Annotated in this window: 18 protein-coding genes and 2 tRNA genes; 7 read left to right on the top strand and 13 right to left on the bottom strand. The window is 35.5% G+C overall.

Going from position 1 to position 22,581, the window contains the following annotated elements; all coding sequences use genetic code 11:
• Positions 1 to 20: 20 nt before the first annotated feature.
• Positions 21 to 1,451 carry an alkaline phosphatase gene (locus tag HOO91_01300; GenBank protein ID NOU16181.1) on the bottom strand — a complete coding sequence of 477 codons (1,431 nt, stop codon included), beginning with the start codon at positions 1,449 to 1,451 and terminating at the stop codon, positions 21 to 23.
• Between the two features lie 125 nt (positions 1,452 to 1,576).
• Between HOO91_01300 and HOO91_01295 the strand changes: the two genes are divergently transcribed.
• The 4 genes from HOO91_01295 to HOO91_01280 all read left to right on the top strand — a co-directional run bounded on the left by HOO91_01295 (position 1,577) and on the right by HOO91_01280 (position 6,390).
• Complete coding sequence (locus HOO91_01295; protein NOU16180.1) at positions 1,577 to 1,804, top strand: hypothetical protein; 228 nt, start codon at positions 1,577 to 1,579, stop codon at positions 1,802 to 1,804.
• Positions 1,773 to 2,576 carry a PIG-L family deacetylase gene (locus HOO91_01290; GenBank protein ID NOU16179.1) on the top strand — a complete coding sequence of 268 codons (804 nt, stop codon included), beginning with the start codon at positions 1,773 to 1,775 and terminating at the stop codon, positions 2,574 to 2,576. The genes HOO91_01295 and HOO91_01290 overlap by 32 nt, the downstream gene beginning before the upstream one ends.
• A 242-nt stretch (positions 2,577 to 2,818) precedes the next feature.
• Positions 2,819 to 5,266 (top strand): alpha-N-acetylglucosaminidase, encoded by a 2,448-nt coding sequence (locus tag HOO91_01285; GenBank protein ID NOU16178.1) that lies wholly within the window; start codon positions 2,819 to 2,821, stop codon positions 5,264 to 5,266.
• A gap of 2 nt (positions 5,267 to 5,268) precedes the next feature.
• Positions 5,269 to 6,390, top strand: coding sequence for a DUF5009 domain-containing protein (locus HOO91_01280; protein NOU16177.1), 1,122 nt, complete (start codon positions 5,269 to 5,271; stop codon positions 6,388 to 6,390).
• Positions 6,391 to 6,472: 82 nt separating this feature from the next.
• Here the strand turns inward: HOO91_01280 and HOO91_01275 are convergent.
• From HOO91_01275 to HOO91_01255, 5 genes are all read right to left on the bottom strand, one after another.
• Positions 6,473 to 6,561: transfer RNA gene (locus tag HOO91_01275), tRNA-Ser, on the bottom strand.
• Between the two features lie 76 nt (positions 6,562 to 6,637).
• Positions 6,638 to 7,672 carry a type I asparaginase gene (locus tag HOO91_01270; GenBank protein ID NOU16176.1) on the bottom strand — a complete coding sequence of 345 codons (1,035 nt, stop codon included), beginning with the start codon at positions 7,670 to 7,672 and terminating at the stop codon, positions 6,638 to 6,640.
• Positions 7,669 to 8,454, bottom strand: a complete 786-nt coding sequence (locus HOO91_01265) for a TatD family hydrolase (GenBank protein ID NOU16175.1) — start codon at positions 8,452 to 8,454, stop codon at positions 7,669 to 7,671. The genes HOO91_01270 and HOO91_01265 overlap by 4 nt, the downstream gene beginning before the upstream one ends.
• 122 nt (positions 8,455 to 8,576) lie before the next feature.
• Positions 8,577 to 9,662 (bottom strand): DNA-protecting protein DprA, encoded by a 1,086-nt coding sequence (gene dprA, locus HOO91_01260; GenBank protein NOU16174.1) that lies wholly within the window; start codon positions 9,660 to 9,662, stop codon positions 8,577 to 8,579.
• Positions 9,663 to 9,718: 56 nt separating this feature from the next.
• Complete coding sequence (locus tag HOO91_01255; GenBank protein NOU16173.1) at positions 9,719 to 10,207, bottom strand: hypothetical protein; 489 nt, start codon at positions 10,205 to 10,207, stop codon at positions 9,719 to 9,721.
• 291 nt (positions 10,208 to 10,498) lie between these two features.
• Here HOO91_01255 and HOO91_01250 point away from each other — a divergent pair, with 291 nt between their 5' ends.
• The gene (locus tag HOO91_01250) at positions 10,499 to 11,749 is read left to right on the top strand and encodes a hypothetical protein (protein ID NOU16172.1); all 1,251 of its coding nucleotides are present in this window, start codon (positions 10,499 to 10,501) and stop codon (positions 11,747 to 11,749) included.
• A 67-nt stretch (positions 11,750 to 11,816) separates the two neighbouring features.
• On the opposite strand, the gene HOO91_01245 is transcribed toward HOO91_01250, so the two are convergent.
• The 4 genes from HOO91_01245 to HOO91_01230 form a co-directional block, all read right to left on the bottom strand.
• Entirely contained in the window at positions 11,817 to 13,589 is a 1,773-nt protein-coding gene (locus HOO91_01245; protein ID NOU16171.1) for a DUF3857 domain-containing protein, read from the bottom strand.
• An 11-nt stretch (positions 13,590 to 13,600) separates the two neighbouring features.
• Positions 13,601 to 15,553, bottom strand: a complete 1,953-nt coding sequence (locus HOO91_01240) for a DUF3857 and transglutaminase domain-containing protein (protein NOU16170.1) — start codon at positions 15,551 to 15,553, stop codon at positions 13,601 to 13,603.
• A 173-nt stretch (positions 15,554 to 15,726) separates the two neighbouring features.
• Positions 15,727 to 16,215: an RDD family protein gene (locus HOO91_01235; GenBank protein ID NOU16169.1), complete on the bottom strand. Its 489-nt coding sequence runs from the start codon at positions 16,213 to 16,215 to the stop codon at positions 15,727 to 15,729.
• A gap of 139 nt (positions 16,216 to 16,354) precedes the next feature.
• Positions 16,355 to 17,521 (bottom strand): DNA cytosine methyltransferase, encoded by a 1,167-nt coding sequence (locus tag HOO91_01230; protein ID NOU16168.1) that lies wholly within the window; start codon positions 17,519 to 17,521, stop codon positions 16,355 to 16,357.
• 480 nt (positions 17,522 to 18,001) lie between these two features.
• Here HOO91_01230 and HOO91_01225 point away from each other — a divergent pair, with 480 nt between their 5' ends.
• Positions 18,002 to 18,694: an aspartate/glutamate racemase family protein gene (locus HOO91_01225; GenBank protein NOU16167.1), complete on the top strand. Its 693-nt coding sequence runs from the start codon at positions 18,002 to 18,004 to the stop codon at positions 18,692 to 18,694.
• Between the two features lie 15 nt (positions 18,695 to 18,709).
• Here the strand turns inward: HOO91_01225 and HOO91_01220 are convergent, their stop codons facing one another.
• A complete protein-coding gene (locus HOO91_01220; protein ID NOU16166.1) occupies positions 18,710 to 19,453 on the bottom strand; it encodes a toxin-antitoxin system YwqK family antitoxin in 744 nt (247 codons plus the stop codon).
• Positions 19,454 to 19,626: 173 nt separating this feature from the next.
• On the bottom strand, positions 19,627 to 20,757 hold the full coding sequence (locus HOO91_01215; protein ID NOU16165.1) for an alpha/beta hydrolase: 1,131 nt from the start codon (positions 20,755 to 20,757) through the stop codon (positions 19,627 to 19,629).
• Between the two features lie 141 nt (positions 20,758 to 20,898).
• On the opposite strand from HOO91_01215, the gene HOO91_01210 reads away from it, so the two are divergent.
• Positions 20,899 to 20,972: transfer RNA gene (locus HOO91_01210), tRNA-Arg, on the top strand.
• A gap of 157 nt (positions 20,973 to 21,129) precedes the next feature.
• On the opposite strand, the gene HOO91_01205 is transcribed toward HOO91_01210, so the two are convergent.
• Positions 21,130 to 22,581 (bottom strand): tetratricopeptide repeat protein (locus HOO91_01205; GenBank protein ID NOU16164.1); only part of this gene is annotated, 1,452 nt, incomplete at its 5' end.

The raw sequence follows: 22,581 nt of genomic DNA, 5'->3' as shown, positions 1-22,581 counted from the left end.
CAATTTTCTTAAAGAAATACTCATTGTAGTCCAATTACTTTCTCTATTTTCTTTGGAATATCAGTATTATCTATCCTACCAGTAAATTGAGTTCCTCCCATACCTAAAACATAAACAGGAACAGGGGATCCTGTATGAGAAGTACTTGTCCAGCCTATTGCTGACTTCCTATTTAAAATATCAATACAAGTATTAGAGAACATCTCATTAGGTTCAGAAAGATATGTTGATTTTATTTTTGAGTCTTTGTTAGGTTTAATTGAATTGGCGTATGCTTCATTTAATTTCTTAATCTCGTTCTCAGTCAACCCAAGCGATAGATTTTCATTACCAAGTCCTGTTTTTTCCTTAGCAAGATTAAGCATTTCCTTAAATGTGGGTTTTGGAACTCTGCTAAAATAATTCTTTACTAGTATTTGAAACTGTTCTTTTGAGATTTTTTGATTCTTAAGCAATGATAGCTTAATGCTATACTTATTCTCTTTATTGCCTAGCGAAAATCCTCCGGTCTCGTGATCTGCCGTAACAATAATAAGAGTTTCATCAGGATGTGCATTATAAAATTCAACAGCTTTCGAAACAGCATTGGAAAAATCGATTACCTCATTCAACATAGTTGCTGCATCATTTGCATGACAAGCCCAATCTATTTTACCACCTTCAACCATCATAAAGAATCCTTTTGAATTATTGAGAGTTTGAATTGCCTTTTTGGTAAGATCAGCAAGGGTTATATCGGTACTATCCTGATCAATCCTATACTTAATTGAACTTTCTGATGCTGGGTTGGGAATTGAATAAACTACCGAATGATGTTTATTTTTTAAGGAATCTATAGCTGCTAAATTCGTTGTAAAAACAAATGAGTTTCTATTCCCCAAGGAGTAAATTGACTCAACAGAGTCCTTTAACTTTTTCCCAAATGGATCAAGAAGTCCTCCACTAGCAAAAAAATCAAATTTACTTTTTATAAGATCTTTGGCGATATCATAGCTACTACCTCTAGAACCTTGATGAGCATAAAACGCTGCGGGGGTAGCATGATCGATGCTTACTGTTGTTAAAAGGCCAATTTTAAATCCTTTCTCTTTAATTTTTTTAGCAATGCTAAACAGAGAATCTGTATGGTTATAATTTAATCCTAATGTGCCTATTGAGGTTTTACTACCTGTAGATAATGCGGTTCCTGCAGCAGCAGAACATGTTATGTACTGATTTGCAGCATACGTTGTTGCAAAGGTTTGGACTGGAAAGTCTATAAATGATATGTTCTGATGGTTCTTCAAAACAGAATCAATGTATACTTGTGTAGCATTAACCTGTTGCAAGCCCATTCCATCGCCAATAAAAAGGAATACGTATTTTGCTCTAATATTTTTATTTTCAGAACCATGCTGACAACTAGTTACCATTATAAAAGATGCAGCAATTAAAAAAAGTGCTCGTTTCATGATTTTCATTTTAATTTACAAGTATAGCATATTTGATGAAAACATCAGTGAATTATAAATTGTTTTCTTATTAAGTATAATACTTATTATGGTTAAAAAGTTACAAGAATAAAATATATAAAAATATGAATAGTAATAAGTTTAGTAATTATGATTTATGGGCTATTCAGGGTGTTGTTGAAAGAAATAATGATTGTGTCTTTGGCAAAGTCGCATTGAGGATATTTGAAAGTAAACGTATTCAGTTTTTAAATTTTTTACGTATGTTTATGCTTTGTAAGCATTTTAATGGAAACTTTATAATTGAAAAAAAATATTATAATGAAATGGAGATATTCAATAACCGTAGCTGAGCGTCATTGTATTCTTGGGCTAAATAAAAAGGCACTGTTAACTTGGTGTTTGGCAATCTATCTTATCTTATTAGTAGGTAATTTTAACCTGTATGCAACAGTGGTGGTCATAACTCCTCATCCCGATGATGCTGAAGCTTCTTGTGGGGGCTTAATTGCTAATACCGTGGCTTCTGGGGAAGAGGTTATTATTCTTACCATGACCGGTGGAGAACTTGGCATTTGGAACAAAAATAAACTGGAGGCAAGAACTATTCGAACCCAAGAGGCTCGCAATGCCGCAGCATTACAAGGGGCTAAAGTGGAATTTTTTGGAGCAATAGATGCCTCCCTAGCAGTTGATTCCGCTACTGTTGAAAAATTGAAAACAATTCTGTTACGTATTAACCCCTCCGTTGTGCTTGCACCATGGCCTTTAGATGTGCATTCAGACCATCAGGCAACAGGGCTTCTTGCATGGCGAGTGTTTCAGGATAAATGTTTCACATTCAGCCTCTATTTTTACGAAACAAGCAATAGTCCTCATACTATGACATTTCGATTTGTTCCTACCGATTATATCGATATCACAAGTGTTATTAGCAAGAAAAAAGAGGCAACATTATGCCACAAATCCCAATCACCTCAGGAATGGTTTGGAATGTACGAAATCATTGCAACACTCCGAGGATATGAAGCTGATGTTCCGTTTGCCGAAGGATATATTAGAGCAAGGAATTCATCAGGAATGGGAGGACGATCAGGAACAGCCTCCAAAACGCTACCGAATTAGCAGGATATGTAAATTAAAGCAATAATAAATACTCGGATTTTCCAAATTATAAATGCGAATGGTGGTTTTCAAATTAAGAATGAAATTATAACATCTAAGATTAGTTACAATGAAACACCCATGTAAAAGCAGCTGACGCAAACACCCATGAACAAACTTAGGGTGTTCCATCCGCTCAATAATGAGTGTTAATGACATGATTGTAACATATTAACTATTAATAAACTAAATATTTTGTACGGATGAAAAAATGTTTTCTCTTACTATTTTCAATATTGGTATTCGTTTCGTGCACAAGAAAAGAACCATTTCCTTCAGTTCGGCAGATATTACAAAGGATTGTTCCTGATCAAGAGCGATACTTTTTGCTAGATTCCATTTCAAAAGAAAATGGTAAAGATGTTTTTGAAATTGTTTCGGAAGGCAATAAAATTAGAATCAGTGCTTCATCGCCAGTTGTTGCAGCAACGGCTTTTAACTACTACCTGAAACAGTATTGCCATTGTTTTATTTCCCGTTCGGGCAATAACATGAATATGCCTGAAAAACTTCCAGCGGTAAAGGAAAGAGTGCGAATTACCTCTCCTTTTAAGTGGCGCTACTATTTCAATTATTGCACATATAGCTATTCAATGGCATACTGGGGTTGGGATGAATGGCAACGCGAGCTTGATTGGATGGCTATGAACGGTGTTAATATGCCTTTGGCAATAACAGGAACGGAGGCAGTTTGGCAAAATACTTTGAAAAAATTTGGATTTACCGATGTTGAAATTAAAGAATTCATCCCTGGCCCTGCGTATACTGCATGGTGGCTCATGGGCAATATCGAAGGATGGGGAGGCCCCGTATCGCAGCAGTGGATCGACAACCGAGCTGAACTTCAGAAAAAAATCCTACTGCGAATGCACGAACTTGGTATGACACCTGTATTTCAGGGGTTTTATTCAATGGTTCCCGCCAAATTGAAGGAAAAATATCCTAGTCATCATATTATTGATGGTGGTGATTGGGGTGGTTTTATAAGACCTTCAACCCTTGATCCTACTGATTCTTTATTTTCTCAAATGGCAGGGGTATACTATGCCGAAATGGAAAAACTTTACGGAAAAACGTTGTTTTATGGCGGTGATCCATTTCATGAAGGCGGGAATATGGAAGGCATTGATATAACTGCAAGTGCAAAAGCCGTTCAAACAGCAATGCAAAAGGCAGTTCCTGGTTCTGTTTGGGTATTGCAGGGATGGTGGGATAATCCCAAAGATGGTTTGCTTGAGGGTGCAGATACGTCAAAGACCCTCATTCTTGATTTGTTTGCCGAAGGACGGCCTAATTGGCCACGGCGTGAATGCTACTCCAAGTTCCCATGGGTGTGGAATATCTTACAAAATTTTGGAAATAAAACGGGCATGTATGGTCGTTTGGAAGAAACATGCTCTGCCCCATTTCAGGCAATGAATTCGGATAAAGGAAAGGCTCTTACAGGGATTGGAATAATGGCTGAAGGTACCGACAACAACCCTATAATATGGGATGCTTTATTTGATATGGCTTGGAAAGATAAATCACCTGATATCGACCAGTGGATTAAAGATTATACCTATTATCGCTATGGAAGCAGAAACGAAAGGGCCGAACAGGCATGGAATATTCTTCGAAAAACGGTGTATCGAGGACCGATAAATCAGGAAGGAACTATTGATGCCGCTGTTGGTTGCCGTCCCTCACTCGATGTAAGCACTTCGTGGCTTGGAGGAAGAACAAAACTTTATTATAACCCGCTTGATCTCCAAAAAGCATGGAAACTTCTCATTGAATGTTCTGACGATCTTAAAAATATTGATGCTTTTCAGTACGATATCGTAGATGTTACCCGACAGGTACTTTGCAATAGTTCATTAACTCTGCATAAGGAAATAGTAGATGCATACAATAGCAAGGATTTGAAATTGTTCGAGGAAAGAACCGCATCATTCCTACAATTAATCGATGATATGGACACATTGTTGGGAACAAGGAATGAATTTTTATTTGGCAGGTGGGTTGAAGGGTTTAAAAAAATTGGGACATCGGATGATGAAAAAAAATTGTTTGAATTTAATGCTCGTAGGCAGGTAACCTTATGGGGAACATATAAATGTTCAATAATATTGCATGAATATGCCATGAAGCAATGGTCCGGTCTGTTAAAAGATTTTTACTATCAGCGTTGGAAAATCTACTTTGATGCGCTTAAAAAACAGCTATCAGGCGAAAAAACGGGTAGCATAGATTTTTATACATGGGAGGATAATTGGACACATCAAAATAACTTATATCCAGCTACTGCACAGGGTAACTCTGTTGTAATTAGCAAAGCTTTGTATAAAAAATACTTTTTGAAGGAGGCCGAAAAACCTTTTGTTGAAAATCCATTAACCAAAGAAAATGCTAAGTTGACGAAAGATTTAGTGGTGAATACATTGACCTCCGCATTCTATAATGTGGGAAAATTTATCTTTAATTACGATGATATAATAGAATCAAAGGTTTGGAAAGAGGAAAACTCGGAGGATATAACTGAAGTTTGCATATTTATTAAAACGAAACCAAAAGTAGGGTTTTCGGGTAACTTGCAACTTACATTCAAATGGAATTACTATGAATGGGATTTATTAGCAATAAAAAACATCGACTTCAAAAAGAACTAGCCATGAACACTAATCTCCAAACTAACAAACCAGAACGGTTGTTATCACTCGATGCTCTCCGGGGATTTGACATGATTTGGATTGCTGGTGGCGAACGCATCATCGAAGCATTGGCAAAATACACCAATTGGCCTATATTTAATTGGCTTCGTATACAAATTGACCATGTTCAATGGAATGGTTTTCATTTTTATGACCTCATATTCCCTTTGTTCCTTTTTCTTGCTGGCGTTTCAATACCTTTTTCTATCATGAAACGGAAAGAACGTGGCGACAGCATGAGATCAATTTACATTCATTTGATAAAAAGGTGCATTGTACTTATTGTGCTAGGCATAATTTATAACGGAGCTTTGAGTTTTGATTGGCCAATAAGGTTTGCGAGTGTTTTAGCCAGAATAAGTTTGGGGTGGTTCTTTGCTGCACTTATTGTGCTGCATTTTAAACAACGTGGTCAAATAATTTGGATTGCTGGAATACTTCTTTTTTACTGGGCTATTATGATGCTGGTGCCTGTTCCGGGTATTGGAGCCGGAGTACTTACAATGGATGGTAACTTATCAGCATATATTGACCGTTTGCTTTTGCCCGGCCGTTTATTCGATACCATTATGGATCCTGAAGGAATCCTTTCTACCATACCGGCTGTGGCAACTGCACTGCTTGGTGCAATGACAGGGTTTTTCCTAAAAGATGAGTCTCTTAAACTAGCTAAGTATAAAAAGGGTATTACTTTATTCATTGGCGGAGTTGCTCTTGTTCTGATTGCAGTTTTATGGAATGAGGTATTTCCGATTAACAAAAAGATGTGGACGAGTTCATTTGTTTTTTGTGCAGGTGGCTTAAGCTTGATATTTTTGTCAATATTTTATCTTATTATAGATGCGTTTGAATATAGAAAATGGGCATTCCCATTGGTCGTTATTGGCATGAATTCAATAACCATATATCTTTGTCAACCAGCATTTAGTGGTTTTTCGGCGTTTAAAGATTTTGCATTTTCGGGTATAATCCATCTTTTCTCCTCGCCAGTTCAACCAATTATTGATGCGTCTGCTTATCTTCTAACAGGCTGGCTTGTACTTTATTTTCTTTATAGAAATAAGATATTCTTAAAGGTTTAATCTTTGAAAAAATAAAAAGATAGAACAGATTTAATAGAAGAAAAAATTCCTCGCAGTATAGAGCGAGGAATTTTTGAGTGTGCGGAGAGAATGGGATTCGAACCCATGAAGCCCTTTTGGAGCTTACACACTTTCCAGGCGTGCGCCATCGACCAACTCGGCCATCTCTCCTTGGAGTTTTTGTTTCAAATAGGGGCGCAAATTACAAAAAAAAACTATACCACAATCAAATAATAAATCAAAGTATTTATTTTGATATCTCCCCGCTCATTGATTTCGCCATTTCTTGCTTTATTATATCTGGTGTTAATTTCTTCCCTAGTAGTAGCATTAACTTAGCAACAGCTGCTTCAAAAGTAATATCGTATCCGCTAATTACGCCTGCTTTTTTTAAAATCAAGCCATTTTCATACTTCTCCATGTCAACGCTGCCTGCATGGCATTGAGTAACGTTTACAACAACAACACCTCTGCTAACTGCATCTCTGATTTTATCCAAAAACCATGAAAGGCTTGGCGCATTTCCAGATCCAAAGGTTTCAAGAATTATAGCCTTAATGCTAGGTGAATTTAACACTGAATCAACAAATTCGGCAGTTATTCCGGGAAAGAGTTTAAGTATACCTATATTATTATCGAGATTGGTATGAATTATCAAATCACGCTTGCTGGTTGGATAATGGATAAAAGCAAAGTTGTACTTGATGTTGATCCCGGCTTCGGCAAGGTGTGGGTAGTTATCGGATCTAAAGGCATTAAAGTGTTCTGCATTATGCTTTGTAGCCCGATTCCCACGAAATAATCTATTCTCAAAGAATATACACACTTCGGGGACCAAGGGTTGTCCATTATGCGATGCCGCAGCAATCTCAATAGCACTTATAAGATTTTCCTTTCCATCGGTTCGCAGCATCCCTATTGGTAATTGGGAGCCAGTTAGTATAACAGGTTTATCAAGATTTTGAAGCATAAAACTTAATGCTGATGCGGTAAATGACATGGTGTCAGTGCCGTGTAGTATTACAAATCCATCGTATTTTTCGTAGTTCTCTTTTATGGTTACTGCGAGTTTAATCCAGAAATCGGGGGAGATATCGGATGAATCAACTGGAGGATTAAAAGATATTGTTTCGAGTTTATAGTGAAATTTTTTTAATTCCGGAACCTCAATTTCTATCTGATTAAAATTAAAAGGAATTAGAGCCCCAGTCTCGGGGTTTTGCTTCATTCCAATTGTTCCACCGGTATATATAATTAGAATTGAAATACCTTCTCCATTCATAATTCTTCTGTTTTAATATTGAAGAGTTCAAGTGTGTTTTTAGTGGTTTCTTTTGCAACCTCCCCCAAGGGAATTTCTAGTATTTCTGATACCTTTTGCGCAATATAGATTAGATTTTGCCCTTCATTTCGCTGACCTCTTTTAGGGACTGGTGCTAGATATGGTGAATCCGTTTCAAGTAAAATATTCGATATATCCATCTTAGCAACCACTTTATCTATCCCGCCATTTTTATAGGTAACAATTCCCCCAATTCCAACCTTAAAACCTTTGTATTCTATAATATGATTGTAGTGCTCAAGAGTTCCCGAAAAACTATGAAAAACTCCACGAAGATTTGCATCATTTTCCTGATCAGCAATCTCAAATATTTCATCGAATGAATTTCGAGAATGGATGACAACGGGCAAATGAAGGCTTTTTGCTAATCTTAGTTGATGTCTAAATGCAATTTTTTGCTGTTCAATGTAGGTCTTATCCCAATATAGGTCTATTCCAATTTCACCAATCCCATAGTATTTATAGTTTGGAATCATTGTCTCAATGTGCAAAAGTTCTGCTTCAAAACCAGAATCAACTGATGTTGGATGTAAGCCAATAAGTGGAAAGCATATATTCTTGTATTGCTTCGATACCTCTATTACCTTTTCGGTGCATTTAGAATCAATACTTGGAAGGATATGATATTTTACACCTGCATCAGCAGCTCTGGCAATAACATCAGAGCGATCTATGTCAAAACTTTTATCAAAGATATGGGAGTGTGAATCAACAAGTATCATTAAATAACTTTTATTAAACAGGCTGCAAACTTAACAAAACTTTACCTAATATGTTCTGTCCTCAACTGGTCACACAAGGGCAATAAGGTAGCATCTTACTTCGCCACAAAATATAAAAGAATTTATTTTGAGATGTTCAAAGAAAAAACTTTCCCAGGTTTACTCTTAACAACACCCGCAAATTCAAGGTTTAATAGCAAGGATGATACCTTAGAAACTGGCATTTGTAATTTAATGCATATAATATCTATTGACTCCTGATCCACCCCCTTTAGGTACTCTACAATTCTCTGCTCATCATCAGACAACTCTGAAAAAAGAACAATTTGTTTTGGTGGTTTCTGAATGTTTACTGGTTCCCAACCCAAAAGATACTCAATATCTTCAAAAGTCTCTATTAGTGCTGCTTTATTTGATTTTATGAGTTGATTACAACCCATGGAGTATTTCGCTCCCACATTCCCCGGTACAGCAAATACCTCTCGATTATACGAATTGGCCAAATCAGCTGTTATCAAAGCCCCCCCTTCGGATCCGCTTTCAACAACAATTGTTGCATCGGATAATCCTGCAATTATCCTATTCCTCTTAATAAAATTATTTCTATCAAATTTTGTCTTTGATGGGAAATCAGTTAAAAGAGCACCCGTTTCAACGATATCCTTTGCCACATTTCGATGCGAAACGGGGTAAATCGTATCAAGTCCATGACCCAAGACAGCCAGCGTTTGCAAATCGTTTTTAAGAGCTGATTTATGTGCAACAATATCAATCCCATAAGCCAAACCACTTACAATTATTGGGTTGTACCCTTTTTGTGATAGTCCTGTAATAATATCTTCACAGATTTTTTTACCATAATCGGTGGCCTTTCGGGTTCCAACAATGCTAATGTACTTTTCTCTGTTAAAATTAATTTCATTTTTACCTTTAACGAATAGAACGATAGGGCCATCATCACATTGGCGGAGACGTTCAGGATAATCAGCATCTAAATAGAAAAGTGCCTGAATATTATATTTTTCAATGAATTCAACCTCTTGCTCTGCCTTGCTAAGAATATTTTGATTTATAATTTCCGTTGCAAGGCATTCTCCAACTCCAGGAATCTTGAGTAAGGCTTTTTTACTTTGTTTAAAAACCTCCTCAACGCCACCACAATAAGCTATCAACTTTTTAGCATTGATACTTCCAACTTTAGGAATCATTTCGATTCCTATCTTATATTTAAGTAGATTATCGACCAAGATGCTTTATGAATTAATTATGTGATGTCTTCCTGTACATAGGAGTTTAGCGCTTGGATCAGCATGGCTTTTTGTTCTTTCTTCAAACCTTTTAGGCTAAATGGGGGATATTTAGATATCTGCTTGCCTGTTTTTTGATATACAACAACCTCTTCTCTTATAAGTGTTTTAATTATTGAATACTTGTAAAGTTGATTTTTAGGGATTTCGATTGAACTCTTCTTGGGGTTTATTGGTCGTAACGGGTAAAATCGGAAGATAATTTTAAACCCCTCGTCAGAAAAGAAAAAATATGATGTTTTCACTATTAGATGATAGAAGTAAAACGCAAAATATGCAATAATTAGAATTAGTATAATCCCTAGGTTAGACAAACCAAGATACTTAATACTATATGGCTCTATGTTTGTAGTATATAAAATACCAATACATGACAATAAAATAATAGCAAAAACGGATTTAAGCACTTGAATTCTAACAACAGTACTTTCATTTTGAATTTTCATTGTTCATTTATATTTGATAAGAAAAATGCAGCCAGAGCAAGTTGAGAATTCAAAGTTTAAAAATGATTTCATATTATCCAAACTTAAATTAACTACCGCAACAGTAAAGATACTTAAAAAAGCGAAAAGATTACATCTATAATTTTTAATACAATGAGATTATGAATATCTATCGCAAACATTTACATACTTTAAAATTATAAATGTTTTCATTTTGAGAAAAAGGTAATTGTTTTAATATTAAATTCTTACTTTTGACATTGGACTGTTTTTTCTTCAAATTGATATAATATGCTAAAGTATATAGTTTCAAAGGTTGATAATGACCTTGTGGGAGAAATTACCCTTTCTCCCGTTAAAAGCATTAGTAACAAGGTTTTAATTTTTAGAGTAATCAAACACTCAAACGCTGACCAAAAAAACTTACCTGAAAAGGAAGATGTTGAAATCATCTTTGACAGTGTTCCTAAGATTAAAAAAACAATTGAGGAAAGCGATGCTAGAAAAGCGTTAAGACACCTACGTTCATTTTTCAATTTTTTTAAGGGTGAATGGATAATTACAAGTTCTGATAAAACTAAAGATCATCCTTTAGAAAAGATAGTTAAACTGCTTCAGAAGCAAGGCATCAATATCTCTTTTATTGAAAGAGAAGGATTGCCACCGTTTAAACTAATTGGAAAAGGTTTTAAAGGAAATACAATACTAAAAGTTGATAGCAGTATTAGTAGAAAAACAATTTCAGCATCATTGATTTTATCTTCAAGTATACCAAACTCAGTGATTCTTGAAATGAAGGATATAATTACAAATTCATCGTATATAGAACTTACATTAAAAGCATTACAATACCTTGGAATAAATTCTGGTTGGAATATGAGCGAACTTCTGATTGAATCTAGATTCAAGGATGGTTCGGAAATTTCAGTTGAGGCCGATTGGAGTGCCGCATCGTATTGGTATGAGATTGCTGCTTTATCCAAAAAATGCCATTTTACAATTAAAGGAATCAATGTAGACAGCGTTCAATGCGATTCCGTAATAAAAGAACTCTTTGAGCAGTTTGGGGTGAAAACTTCATATATTCAGGATGGCATTGTACTTACAAAGGGTAAGAAAGTTTTGAAATATTTCGAGTACGATTTTACCAATAATCCTGATATAGTTCCAACTTTTGCTGTACTTTGCGTTATGCTAAAAATTCCCTTCCGTATGAAAGGGGTTAAAGATTTACACTTAAAATATAATGATCGGATAAAGTCACTTCAATCTGAACTCCTTAAATTCGGAGCAAATTTAACCATTGATTCTCAAGACGATCAGGAAACGCTTTGTTTTGATGGTAAAATCAAAAAAATATCTAGCAAACCTATTGAGATTTCAACCTTTGACGATCACCGTATGGTAATGGCTTTTGCACCCATAGCAGTTACGGGCATTCAAGTTATTGTTGAAAATCCCAAAATTACTAGTAATTCATACCCTTCATTCTGGGATGATTTTAAGAAAATAGGCTTTTCTGCGGAACAAGCACCACAATAATGACGTCTTACTCATAATAGAAAAACCACCTATTAAGGTGGTTTTTCTATTCATTATCATTACTAATCTATTCAACCTTTATAATCACCTTATTAAGGTTCTTATCTGCCCAAATGGTCATTAATTGACGAAAATCAGAATAACTCTCAACAGGAATAATTGCTTTGTTTACAATCAATTTTCTAGTAATCATTATCTTACCGTTTTTCTCTGTTCGAGTAATATCGCACATCCCCAAACTATTCTCAACCTTTGTTTCATTAATTGGTGAGATTAAACTATATCCATTGGGCAAGGTAAAAACGAATGTGTACGATTCGTTGATTGAACCCAATAGTTCAATGCTTGTAATTCTTGCTAGGGGGAGTTCTTCGATACCATTTGCTGCAATTCCCTGAGCAATATAAGGAAGATTCATTATGTAATACCCATCAATTTTTTTAACAAGATTTGAATTTGTAAAAGATGCAGAATAGAAAATAGAATCTTTCGTGCAAGAAGTTTTTGTCGATGTATAATCAGAAGATGAGATACCCCTCAGTAAATCCTTACTATCATCAAAACTATTCATTTTAATAAAGGCTGTTCCATCTACTTTTCCTTCGGCCGATATTTTTAAATCCGAATTAAAATTGAGTTTTAAATTTGGTTTTTGAGAAATCTCAAGGTTAACTTTGGAGATATCATCTACAATTGCAATGGGTATTCTCTGACCTGGAATTTTTGAATGCTCCTCAACCGCCGAAAAAAATCGGGTTTCACCATCTAATTCAACTTTTACCCAAAATTTATCGAATGAATTGGGGCGTCCAACTTCTTTGTTTAAGAAATGGGGGTATCCTGCAATCACCATTTGAGTATTAAACCCAGCATTTTTTAACAACGCAGTAAGCAGAATTGCTTTTTCAGCCTCTATGCCTCCATTGCTCTGCCAAACCTTTTCGGATGAACGGAAACGGTACCCTGCTAATTGCGGTAAAACAACATATGTGTTTATATTTGAAACAACATAATTTTTTATTAATTCTACTTTTTCCCATCCTTTTTCCTTTGATGCCAAAAGGTTTTTTGCGGATTCATCCGCTGTAAAACCTTTTGTTAAGTTGCCTTTCAAGTAATTGAATGCAGTTAACAGATCTACCGTACTAAATTGAAGTGCTGGGTAGGCCGTAAATCCTTCGGACTGTAATGGTTCATGCGACATTGCACTCAAGTTGTAGGCCTTCCATGAATATACATCATATTCCCCTTTAGTACTCTTTTTGCAGGTCAAACCAGCAGGTTTATTTATCAAATTATAATTCAATTTTACACCTTTTGGCACTCTAACAATCACTTCAACTTCTTTCACTGGCGATGATTCGCAAAGGTTTACTTTATCAGAAATAAAAGGAGTGAAACTTGCCTTAGTTTGTATCTCATAATCCAATTCAACAACAGCTTCTCTTTCCAAGCCAACATGGGTTATTACCATTTCACGCAAATTATTGTAATCAGGAGCATCGGCAGCAAAGGATGGTAGTACCTCATTAAAAGCATTCTCTGGTGATTTAACCTTTTTTCCATCCGCCATCTTAGTTTCAGATTTGTTCACCCTTAATGTTTGATATTCCGGATTATAAGCAACAAAGGTTTCTCCAAAGAATCTGTTAAATGAAAGATAAGAGTTAAAACGGAATTTATGGTAGTAATGATAGCTGGAAGAACCATCTAAATTCAATGTGTACTCTTTTATCTGTTTAAGATAAACAGCATCAGCGTTTTTCTGTTCTTGAGTTAAAGGGGAACTACATGAAGCAAAGACAATCAGTAGTAGTCCTAAAAAATATCTTGAGTTCATAATTGTAGGTATTAGAATTTAAGGACTACTGGTGTATTTGCAAATTCGTTCTGATACTTTACTGCATCTCTGAACGACCGCCAATCTTCAGGTTGGTAGATTCGCTTTTTTAGCACTACTTTCTGAGAAAACTTTAGCATGTTTTCATCGAGCGTATAGGTTGATTCAAAATCGACACCACTACCCTTCGATTGTATTGTTTCTGGCTTAAATTTTATCGTCATATTTGTTGGAAGTGTAATAACCTCGTTTAACTCTATCAACTTAGAGCACGCATCAACAAACGGATAATTTCGATTTTCGATAGATGGATCGAAGGCAATATGGCTATGACGGCTACCAAATAGATTTGATGCTAGAACTGGTGTGAAAATAATTTCGTTTTTTGTAGCAATTGCATAATTAGGAATTCTGTATTTCACCTTGATTTGAACTGGTTGAAGAAGATAAGCGTAAGGATCAGTATAGCTCATCTCAATAATTTCGATTCTTGGTGATATTTTCATCAACTCCTTCTCAAAATTCGACTGCCAATCGGCTTTATAGCTACGTGTAAAGAGACTTCTAACGTTGGCATCAGATTGCCCCTCAGCAACTAGAATAAATTCACCCGTTAAAGTGCCATCGTTTGCTAATTGAGATGTGCCATTAATTCTAAAATAGTGATTTTCCGGAGATGATATTGGAGTTTCCTTTAGATCAGCACCTTCGGGCAAACCCATCAAATAATTTTGTTGTTGCTCCCGGCTACTCCACTCTTCACGAGTAAATGGAACCCATGTTGGGTCAAGTAATTTATACTCTCCGCTCCGAAGTTTAACAATCGTAACCGAATGGTTGAACTGATCGGCAGGAATTCGGTCAATACGCGAACCAGCCATAGTCATTGCGGGGTATGAAACGAATCCCGCTGAGCGTAGCATGGTAATAAGCATTCCCGCCTTGTCCTTACAAACACCACAACGGTCATTAAAATCCATTTCGCCTTTGTGAAGAGTGAACCCTTCACCTTTTCCCATCGTTAGACCGCTGTAGCGGATTTCATCAGCAACCCAATGATTTAATTTTGAGATTGAATCCATCTCATTTTTTGCACCCTTTAATATCTCTTTTACCTTTTTATCGATTTCGGGAATAGATTTAAAACTCCCATAATCTTCATTTACACCGCAAAACCATTTCGATTTGGTCTCCCAATCGGGACTGGTGGATATAAGAAGTTTAGGAGCAACATCTGAAAGTGCTACCATTTTTGGCTCTTGCTTAATTGGCATGATATTCTTTACTGAGAATGTGTAGCAAATTTTACCATTCTTTTCGCTTACCTTCTCATCAACTTTACCATTATAAAACTTGTACTGTAGTTTTTTCTCCTTGGCGATTATCAAATTATATACTTTTTCCTTAATCGGAAATGAAGCGAAAAACTCTACGATATCGTAAAAATGACCACGCATTGGAGGAATATAGTACTCATCGCTTAATTCCTGTTGAGCTAACAGTGCATAAGCAAATCCTTTCTTAAAAAACCTAACTTCAACACCATCCCCTGGCTCTAACCGTCCAATAGCAATCATTTTCTGACGGGCTCCCCAGTATATTGAATGGGCCGGGGCTGGGTAGTCATATACTTTATCATTAGCAATCACCTCAACGCCTCCATTACTTCTGATAATACGCACCTTTTCAATTCGAATAAATGCGGTAAGAGGATCGTAATCAAATTTAATTACTGCAAGCTCTTTTGCTCCACTTAGAGTTAAGGCTTTGAAAAGTCTGGAGTTGCTATAATAACTCAAACCTGTTTCCTGTACATTAACGCTGGTACTATCGTACACAACAATGTATCCTGCACCTGGGTATTCCTTTGTTGTTCCTGCTTGTCGAAGCAATTCAACAGTTTGTGCTGATGCCTGAGAGCCAAATAAAATCAGAACAAATAAGGTTAGTAACTTAATACGCATGATTGTTTGATTTAGAGGTTATTTATAACTTAATGTTATATAGACTATCAAATTTGGCAAAAGTTTGACTATGCTATAAAAAGTTCTTAAATATAATGAAGCGATTCGTTTACCTTATTGAATAAAGAAAGGGAGTCGTTACGGACTCCCTTTCTTGAAGAAATCTTCAATTTCTATTTTTTCCAAACTAATGTGCCTGCAAGAATATCGTGTAATCCTTGTTTTTTCTCAGTAAATCCAGCCATCATAAAACCAATATATAGAATAATACCTGAAACTATTTTACCAAAATAGCGACCAGTTGCCTTTCCAAAGTTAATTTTATTCCCTTCCATATCGGTTACAATTATACCAAGTGCAAGTTTACCTATTGTACCTTGGAATTTTGACGATTCCATAAGAGAAAAATATAACCATCCAGCAACAATTGTGAAAACCCATACCATAGCCATTGCTCCTGCAAATGCTCCTAACATGCCTATTGCTGCAGTTTCATCCATTTCTCCTGATGTAGCGGCCTTGTAAGCACCAAAGCCTAACGTAGCAAGAATGGGCGTAATGATAATCCATTTCACAACACCGAGGATTAAACCATCGATAATAATCGCTAGGAATCTCCACCAGAAACCTGCGAATTTCTTTTCAACTTGTACTTGTTCCATAAAATTTAGATTTAGGTTAATCAAGAATTCACCTTGCAATATAATAAAAAAACAGTGAGGTTATATGGATTTGAACTTTGTGTTAAGAAAAATATTATATAGTAAAATCTGGTAAGGAATGTACTAATAGGCATGTTATTTACTTAAGCAGTAGTTTTGCAAACATCATAACCACATCAACATTAACAGAATTCCCAAGTTGCTTATAAGCAACTCTATCGTTCGAATGTAATTTATAGCTATCAGGGATTCGTTGCAAGCGGGCACACTCCCTTGGAGTAAGTCTTCTTTTAAGTGAGCCAACAATAGATGTTTGAGTAATGGCAACTAAAGCTGGGTAGTGTGTTGGTGCTTTTACCCTCAATCCGGATGGGCGAAAATGCATTATTGTATCCCAAAGATTAGGCGAGGAAACCTTCCCTGCCTGCCATTCGAATTTAGCCTTAGCACCTACAAAATCTTTATTTTTTAGGGCTTTCATTAGCCAAGAATCTATCTCCTTTTTATGCTCAGAGTATAATTTGCTATTTTTATAAATAAAATTCTGCTTCCATTTTGGATAGAAGTGGAGATAATCGATATCGTCTAACTCCTTTAACCACTCACTCCAAACGGGGAAGCCCGGTAGTTCGTTTTTTACTATTGATGAAAATTCGTTCCAAAGGTTGATTAAAGCAATCTCTCGTTTACTCAGCTTATGTTTTTCCAGATTAACTATCTCATCATCTGGCTGAAGGATTGAAAAAGCATCACTTGCTGGTCGATTTTTTTTATCAAAAGTAAAAATGGGTAAATCGCCTAAATCTTTACGTTTACAGAGTATAAATACCCTCTCGCGGTGCTGAGGAATTCCTAAATAATGAGGGCTGAAAATGATTGGTTCATCAGAAACATTATAGCCTAACTCTCGAAGGTTGTAACGAATAACACGCCAAGTGTTGCCCTTGTCGTGGCTAGCAAGATTTCGTACATTCTCAAGAATCAAGTATTTCGGTTTATGGAACTTTGCAATACGAACAATATCAAAAAAAAGTGTTCCCCGGGGATCGTTAACCCCCCTCCTATAACCTGCTTTGGAAAATGCTTGGCAAGGAAATCCTGCACATAGAACATCATGCATTGGAATGTCCTTTTCATCAATCTTAGTAATATCCCCAGCAGGTTCAAGTCCAAAGTTATCAAAGTAAACCTTTCTACATTCTTCATCAATGTCAGAAGCAAAAACACAAGTACCCCCAATAGATTCAAGGGCGATATGAAAACCACCAACCCCACAAAAAAGATCGATAAATTTAAGTTGTTCCATGCTGCCAAATATATAAAATGGTAATCTCAAAAGCTAGTGATTCTTAAAACTAATTAAAACATTGGGCTTTCATTAAATTGCAACTATCAATTATCGCTAGTCAAGAACAAATTATTTTAGGAGAACATTAAATGGGCTCAGGGAAATACGAAAAATTTTCTGCCATTAATTATTAAAATGCTATATAACGTGAGTTTGATCTAAGTATAACATCTTGATTTTAAGCATAACAATAGATTGATGCTTTGTCATACTGAACGAAGTGAAGCATCTGTTTTATAGATAATTAGATCCTTCGCTTCGCTCAGGATGACATCTTACATCGAACTGACATTATATATGTAATAGATATATTCAAAAGTAGAATTTAAAAGAATTTTAAGAATATATTTGATTGTCCAAAATCAAATAACTTTTCTATTAATCGCATTTACCGTCAAGATTATCCGTATGTAAAAACTTTTTAAAACAACAATTACTATGAAGACCATTGGGTTAATTGGAGGTACTGGTTGGATTTCAACCATAGAATACTATCGCTTAATAAATCAAGGTATTAATGATAGGGTTGGTGGTTTAAATGCTGCTCGTTGTCTATTATATTCTTTCAACTACGCCGATATTGCTGATTTAAATCAAAAAAATGATCATGCTGGGGTTCTTAAAATGGTAACCGATGCTGCTCAAAAACTCGAAGGTGCAGGGGTCGATTGTATTGCCCTTTGTGCAAATACGCTTCACTTCTATGCAGATGATCTTCAAAATAAAATTTCCAAACCAATTGTGCATATTGGTTCAGCAACCGCCGATAAAATAAGAGAAAAAGGTCTTACCAAAGTTGGGTTATTGGGGACAAAAATCACCATGGAAGAGGATTTTTATAAAAATCGTTTAAGTAACTTTCAAATTCAAACCCTAATTCCAAATAATAGAGAGAGGGCATTTATTCACCGTTCTATCTTCACAGAACTTATTAAAAATATTTTTATTGATAAAACCAAGGAACAATTCCTACAAATTATGTCAAATCTTAAGCAGGAGGGTGCTGAAGGGATTATCCTTGGTTGTACAGAGATTCCATTGCTAATCACACAATCTGATATAAATATACCAGTATTCAATACTCTTGAAATTCATGTGAAAGCAATTGTTGATTTTGCCTTATGCGAATAGCATGGAATAGGTTGTTTAATTGCCAATCACTAAATTAAACGAATCACGGATTATACAAACATTATTACGAAGAGTTGTATACTTTGCCTCAAAGGTTAACTTTTTAACCATCATCGCACCTGCTGGTATTGAAAATTTTAATATTCCCTTGCCATCAGAAGTGGGTATTTTATTAACAATCTCCTTATTATCAAAAACCAAAACTTGGGCATAGCCGGGTTTAATAGTCTTGTCTGATAATGAAATCTCCAAGATGTATGTCCCATCAATTCTTGTCATGTTTTTAGCATTGAAAACCATTTTAGGAGTTTCTAAAAGATTTCCCTTATCATTATATTCCTTTAAACCTGCAACAGGTTGTCCATTTTCGAAAGGAGCCTCGGAAAACAAAGTACCATTCTCGTAATATTTCTTAATAATACCATTTGCCCTGCCATTTACAACAGGCATCTCTCTGTAAATTTTACCATTAGTGCTATACTCTTTAACAATGCCGTTTGCTTTACCCTTAGTTAAAGGGGTTTCACGGAATAATTGGCCTGTTTTATAATACTCCTTCTGTATTCCATTTGGTAATGAATCCTTATAAGGAATCTCCGTTTCAAGTTTTCCTTCGGCATTATAAATCTTTTTAAGACCTTCAACCACTGTGCCTTCAAACTCCTCATAGGGTTGACCAGGAGTTCTATTACTATTATTATTTATGCAACTGCTTAATGCTAAAATAGCAATAAATGAAATTGAAATTATTCTATTCATGAGTTAATATCTTTTTAAGTTATATATTATCAATAATATTCAGTTTCAAATTTAGTTTCATTTACAAATTTATTCTCATGAACCCCGAAGGGTTCAGCGAAGCTAAATGTCCATATTACAATATCACCTTTGGTGTACATTTTTACATGGACATTTCATACTTAATTGTTTTATTATAAACTAAATAAATATCTAACGGCATCACCAAATTCACGACTCCAGAACCACTCAATATGCTCACCATCCTTTGATATTTTACATCTTAAGTAATTCTCGTCAAAACCAACACTCCTCAACAAACTATCAGCTTTAAGGGTATTGTACACTGTTTGTTCACCCTCCTTTGCTCCCGAAATTAGATAAATTTTTTGAATCTTTTTAAGATTATATTTTTGCATCATCTCAAAGACCTTTGGAGAAAACCATAGTGATGGAGAAAAGATAGCCGCTTTGCCAAATACTTCGGGGTATTGTAATGTTATATACAATGATATTAGTCCACCCATAGAACTTCCTATGATTGCTGTATTCTCCCTATCGATTAAGGTTCTGTAGTGGCTATCAATAAAAGGTTTTAAAATTTTAACAATGAATTTTGCATATTTATCCCCATCTCCACCTGCATTTAATGAATCGTTATGCCAAGGCGAAAACTCGTTTAATCTTTGATTCTCGCCATTGTAAATTCCAACAACAATACATGAAAAATTGTGATATTTGTAAAGACTATCTAGGATTTCGTCAACCTTCCACTCCCCAGAAAATGATGTTGCAGAATCGAATAAGTTCTGCCCATCGTGCATATAGATTACTGGAAATCGCTTTCCCGATGAATAGTTGGGAGGGAAATACATTCTGATTGTTCTTTTTCTGTTGAACTGAGGCATCTCAATACTGGTGGGAACAAAACTTACTCCTTTTGTAGCAGTTGATTTTCGCTTGGGCGATAAATCTCTCCACCCAAGTACTTTAATTTCAATTCGATTACCAAGTTTGGTTGTATAATTCCGATTTTTAAAATCTTGACCTGTTAAATCAACCTCAATTTCGTTCCAATTTCCTCTACATAACTTGTATTCAAAGGAATCTATTGCATTATTAATTGTTAATGATAATTTTCCATAGCCAGTTTGTTTAAAAGCATACGCATTATCATGAGGATTCCATTTGTTTAAAGTGGATGTCATGAAAATGGTATCTTTTATTGGAGTTTTAGCAGGCAGAAATTCTATTGTAAATGTAACTTGAGCCAATATAACTTCGGAAAGGCAAACGAAAAGTAGTAAAAATGGTAATCTTTGCATATTGGTAAAGTTTTGATAAAGGTAAGCAAAACCTGAGTTGGGTCAAAATTAAAGCAAAGGAGATCTTTGAGTAAGTGAAAATGCAAAGGCTCAACTCCCTTGCAAAAGAGGAAAAAGGGACTTACATTTGTAAACTTTTTTGGCCCCGTAGTTCAGCTGAATAGAATGTCAGATTCCGGTTCTGAAGGTCGTGGGTTTGAATCCCGCCGGGGTCACAAACGAGAGTTACCATTATTTGGGACTCTCGTTTTCGTTTAACATTACAAGAAATAAACCATAAATGAGGGATCATGAGCTCCTTAATGAATAATTTAAAGGATTAATTATTTTTTATAATTACTGTGAATAAATCCTAAATCTACTAATGCATACTTAAGGGTCTTTTTTACCAATTTTATCATATACTTCAATAAGAAAGCTATTATAATAATCCAACCCATATGGATCGTCAAGCGACTTTTTCCTTAGCTCAATTGCCTGCTTGTGGCATTCTATCGCCTCATTCCATTGTTCGATCTTCGCATAAGTTAATCCCATATTACATAAATAGATTGGCCTGGTTGGATCAAGTTCTATCGCTTTCTCATAATATGGAATCGCTTCCTGTTCTTTTTTAGAATCAGCAAATAGATTGCCAATTCGGTTGTATATGATTGCCTTCTTATCTGGTTTATCATTTAAGTCACCTGACTTTTCGAAAATATCTATGAATTCCTTCAGCCTGCCTGCTTTGGAATACGCTATAGCAAGATATTCATAATAGTAGTCCAACTCGTATATATCCTTAGATAGCGTCTTTCTTAACTCAACTGCATTTTTGTGATTTTCTATGGCTTCTTGCCATTGTCCGAGATTCGTATAAGTTAATCCCATATTACATAAATAGATTGGCCTGGTTGGATCAAGTTCTATCGCTTTCTCATAATATGGAATCGCCTCTTGTTCTTTATAAGAATTGGCAAGTAGATTACCAATACGGTTGTAAACGATTGCCTTCTTATCAGGGTTATCATTTAAGTCACCTAACTTTTCGAAAATATCTATGAATTCCTTCAGCCTGCCTGCTTTGGAATACGCTATAGCAAGATATTCATAATAGTAGTCCAACTCGTATATATCCTTAGATAGCGTCTTTCTTAACTCAACTGCATTTTTGTGATTTTCTATGGCTTCTTGCCATTGTCCGAGATTCGTATAAGTTAATCCCATATTACATAAATAGATTGGCCTGGTTGGATCAAGTTCTATCGCTTTCTCATAATATGGAATCGCCTCTTGTTCTTTATAAGAATTGGCAAGTAGATTACCAATACGGTTGTAAACGATTGCCTTCTTATCAGGGTTATCATTTAAGTCACCTGACTTTTCGAAAATTTCTATGAATTCATTCAGTCTGCCTGCTTTGAAATATGCTTCTGAAAGAAATTCATAGTAGTAATCCAAACCGTAAGGATCGTCAGGTGACTGCTTTCTCAGTTCAACTGCCTGTTGGTAATATTTTATGGCTTCTTGCCATTGTTCAAGTTTTGTATAAGTTAATCCCATGTTACCCAGATATATTGACCTGTTCGGATCAAGTTCTATCGCTTTCTCATAATATGGAATCGCTTCCTGTTCTTTTTTAGAATCAGCAAATAGATTGCCAATTCGGTTGTATATGATTGCCTTCTTATCTGGTTTATCATTTAAGTCACCTGACTTTTCGAAAATATCTATGAATTCCTTCAGCCTGCCTGCTTTGGAATACGCTATAGCAAGATATTCATAATAGTAGTCCAACTCGTATATATCCTTAGATAGCGTCTTTCTTAACTCAACTGCATT

The sequence above is a fragment of the Bacteroidales bacterium genome (genome assembly GCA_013141385.1).
Taxonomy (GTDB): Bacteria; Bacteroidota; Bacteroidia; order Bacteroidales; family Tenuifilaceae; genus UBA8529.
This window is presented reverse-complemented; position numbering and strand designations above follow the sequence as displayed.

Excerpts from the sequence above, each read along its gene's own strand:
- HOO91_01300 (NOU16181.1), bottom strand. The coding sequence starts at position 1,451 with ATGAAACGAGCACTTTTTTTAATTGCTGCATCTTTTATAATGGTAACT.
- HOO91_01295 (NOU16180.1), top strand. The coding sequence starts at position 1,577 with ATGAATAGTAATAAGTTTAGTAATTATGATTTATGGGCTATTCAGGGT.
- HOO91_01290 (NOU16179.1), top strand. The coding sequence starts at position 1,773 with ATGAAATGGAGATATTCAATAACCGTAGCTGAGCGTCATTGTATTCTT.
- HOO91_01285 (NOU16178.1), top strand. The coding sequence starts at position 2,819 with ATGAAAAAATGTTTTCTCTTACTATTTTCAATATTGGTATTCGTTTCG.
- HOO91_01280 (NOU16177.1), top strand. The coding sequence starts at position 5,269 with ATGAACACTAATCTCCAAACTAACAAACCAGAACGGTTGTTATCACTC.
- HOO91_01270 (NOU16176.1), bottom strand. The coding sequence starts at position 7,672 with ATGAATGGAGAAGGTATTTCAATTCTAATTATATATACCGGTGGAACA.
- HOO91_01265 (NOU16175.1), bottom strand. The coding sequence starts at position 8,454 with ATGATACTTGTTGATTCACACTCCCATATCTTTGATAAAAGTTTTGAC.
- dprA (NOU16174.1), bottom strand. The coding sequence starts at position 9,662 with ATGATTCCTAAAGTTGGAAGTATCAATGCTAAAAAGTTGATAGCTTAT.
- HOO91_01255 (NOU16173.1), bottom strand. The coding sequence starts at position 10,207 with ATGAAAATTCAAAATGAAAGTACTGTTGTTAGAATTCAAGTGCTTAAA.
- HOO91_01250 (NOU16172.1), top strand. The coding sequence starts at position 10,499 with ATGCTAAAGTATATAGTTTCAAAGGTTGATAATGACCTTGTGGGAGAA.
- HOO91_01245 (NOU16171.1), bottom strand. The coding sequence starts at position 13,589 with ATGAACTCAAGATATTTTTTAGGACTACTACTGATTGTCTTTGCTTCA.
- HOO91_01240 (NOU16170.1), bottom strand. The coding sequence starts at position 15,553 with ATGCGTATTAAGTTACTAACCTTATTTGTTCTGATTTTATTTGGCTCT.
- HOO91_01235 (NOU16169.1), bottom strand. The coding sequence starts at position 16,215 with ATGGAACAAGTACAAGTTGAAAAGAAATTCGCAGGTTTCTGGTGGAGA.
- HOO91_01230 (NOU16168.1), bottom strand. The coding sequence starts at position 17,521 with ATGGAACAACTTAAATTTATCGATCTTTTTTGTGGGGTTGGTGGTTTT.
- HOO91_01225 (NOU16167.1), top strand. The coding sequence starts at position 18,002 with ATGAAGACCATTGGGTTAATTGGAGGTACTGGTTGGATTTCAACCATA.
- HOO91_01220 (NOU16166.1), bottom strand. The coding sequence starts at position 19,453 with ATGAATAGAATAATTTCAATTTCATTTATTGCTATTTTAGCATTAAGC.
- HOO91_01215 (NOU16165.1), bottom strand. The coding sequence starts at position 20,757 with ATGCAAAGATTACCATTTTTACTACTTTTCGTTTGCCTTTCCGAAGTT.